The 2,195-nt window shown below is 72.4% G+C and carries 3 protein-coding genes and 1 pseudogene; 3 read left to right on the plus strand and 1 reads right to left on the minus strand.

Features of this window, described 5'->3' with window-relative positions; genetic code table 11:
- The 3 genes from ACL02U_RS32740 to ACL02U_RS32750 all read left to right on the plus strand — a co-directional run.
- Positions 1-201 (plus strand): acyl-CoA carboxylase subunit epsilon (locus ACL02U_RS32740; RefSeq protein WP_412794651.1); only part of this gene is annotated, 201 nt, incomplete at its 5' end.
- A 212-nt stretch (positions 202-413) separates the two neighbouring features.
- Complete coding sequence (gene mmpB / locus ACL02U_RS32745) at positions 414-542, plus strand: morphogenic membrane protein MmpB (protein WP_412794652.1); 129 nt, start codon at positions 414-416, stop codon at positions 540-542.
- A gap of 30 nt (positions 543-572) precedes the next feature.
- Positions 573-1,193: a Maf family protein gene (locus ACL02U_RS32750; RefSeq protein WP_412794653.1), complete on the plus strand. Its 621-nt coding sequence runs from the start codon at positions 573-575 to the stop codon at positions 1,191-1,193.
- Positions 1,194-1,464: 271 nt separating this feature from the next.
- On the opposite strand, the pseudogene ACL02U_RS32755 reads toward ACL02U_RS32750, so the two are convergent.
- Positions 1,465-1,815, minus strand: a pseudogene (locus ACL02U_RS32755) (hypothetical protein); the annotation flags it as partial.
- Between the last annotated feature and the right edge of the window lie 380 nt (positions 1,816-2,195).

The following is a 2,195-nucleotide window of genomic DNA, read 5'->3' on the forward strand; positions in this document are numbered from 1 at the left end:
GTCCTACGCGGCAACCCCACCCCCGAGGAACTCGCCGCAGCCCTCACCGTCGTCCACGCCCGCGCAGCAGCAGCCGCCACCACCCCCACCACCGGCCAACCCACCCCGCGGGACTCGTGGTCGGACCCCTCGCGCATCGCCGCCCGCCGTCTGCCCCACCCCGGCCCGACTTCCTGGAACCGGACGTACTGGCCCGGGTGAGCGGCCTCCCCCGCGGACCCGGTACCGGGTCGGTCCGGGTCGGTCCGGGGTGGGGTCGCGGGTGCGTTCGCGTGCGCTCGGATCCGGGTGCGGTCGCGGGCCGGTGGAGTGGCGGGCGTCGCTCCGGGCAGTACTCCACCGAGGGGTACGGCCGGCTCCATTTGAGTACGCGTACTCAGGCGCCCGTGCGGCGCCGGGCGCAGGCTGGACGCATGCTGTGGTCCGATCCCGAGAACGAGCCGCCCGAGGAACTGCGCGCCACGCAGCAGATGTTGCGGCGGCTGGGCGTTCTCATGGCGCTGGCCATGGTGCTCGTGATGATCGTCATCGGGCTGAGGTGAGGGCCGCCGGAGCGCGGATACCCTTTCGGCATGACTGATCAGCCGCGCCGCCGCCTCGTGCTCGCCTCCGCCTCACCCGCCCGGCTGGGGCTGCTCCGCCAGGCCGGGCTGGAACCCGAGGTGATCGTCAGCGGGGTCGACGAGGACGCCGTCTCCGCCCCCACCCCCGCCGAGCTCGCGCTGGCCCTCGCCGAGGCGAAGGCGTCCGTGGTGGCCGCACGCCCCGAGGTCAAGGGCTCGATCGTGATCGGCTGCGACTCGGTGCTCGACCTGGACGGCGCGGCCCTGGGCAAGCCGGCCGACGCCGAGGAGGCCACGGCACGCTGGAAGGCGATGCGCGGGCGCGCCGGCACGCTCCAGACCGGCCACTGCGTCTACGACACCGTCAGCGGGCGGTACGCCTCCGCCATCGCGTCCACCGTGGTCCACTTCGGCGAGCCCAGTGACGAGGAGATCGCCGCCTACGTCACTTCCGGCGAACCGCTGCACGTGGCCGGCGCGTTCACGCTGGACGGCCGCTCGGCCCCGTTCATCGACGGCATCGAGGGCGACCACGGCAACGTGATCGGGATCAGCCTGCCCCTGGTCCGCCGACTGCTGGCGGACCTCGGGGTCGGGATCACCGAGTTGTGGGCGCCGCCGGAGGCGTGACCCGTGCACCGTCCCGGCCGTCGCCCTCGGACGGCTCCGGGGCGTGCGCCCCACCGCGCCCGGAAGACCCGTCGGCCCCGGCCCCGGCCCCGGCCGCATCGGCTCCGACGGCGCCTGCCGGCGCGGTTCCGACTCCGCCGTCCTCGACTCCGCCGCCTTCAGCTTCGCCGCCTTCGACCGGGCCGCCTTCGACCGCGCTGTCCGAAGGGTCGGGGCCGGGGACCCGGCCGCTCTCGGCGCCATCACCCCCGCCGCCGGCGGACGGAGGGTCGAGGACGTCGCGCATGAACAGGAAGGCCGAGCGGCCCATCAGCCCCCAGGCGAACGCGCCCAGCAGTCCGTGCACCACGGCCGCGCTGACCAGCAGGACCCGGCCGAGGCCGGCGGGGGCCCGGTCGCGCACCGCGACCAGCAGCGCGACCAGGCCGCACAGAGCGAGGTAGAGGCCGAACAGGATCCCCGCGATCTTCGAGGAGTTCGCCATCACGTCCGGGTCCAGGCCCGCGAGCGACATGTCCTGACGGTCGACCACCGTTCCCAGGAACCAGTTGACCGCCGCGATGCCGACCGCCTCGGCGAAGAGCAGGACCGCCACGACCCACGCCACCGGTCTGCGCACCACGCTCGCCACCCACTCTCCGACGCAGCCCACCCCGGGCTGGTGTTACCCCAAGTACGTTCGAGACATCGCGAACGCTACTAACGAGTAAACCCGGGGACAAGAGTTCTGCGCGGAGCAAAGGTTCGTTGGGCCATTCGTAGGGACTCCACAAAGAAACGGAGTGGCCCGCAGCACGCTCTCACAGAGACCTTGTCCACAGGACCAGGCTAGTGTTTCGGGGAGGAGTCCTGCGTGCCACCGGTGCGACAAGGGATTTCGCGGGTCGAGCGCGCTCCGTTTCACGCTCCGTGTGGGCAAGCTCACCACTGGGGACGGGTCGAAGTGCCGTGTCGGCAGTCCCTAAACTCGGCTTGTTTCAAGGAGGGAGCCTCAATCGTGCG

This window comes from Streptomyces sp. MS06 (assembly GCF_047200655.1).
Classification (GTDB): Bacteria; Actinomycetota; Actinomycetes; order Streptomycetales; family Streptomycetaceae; genus Streptomyces.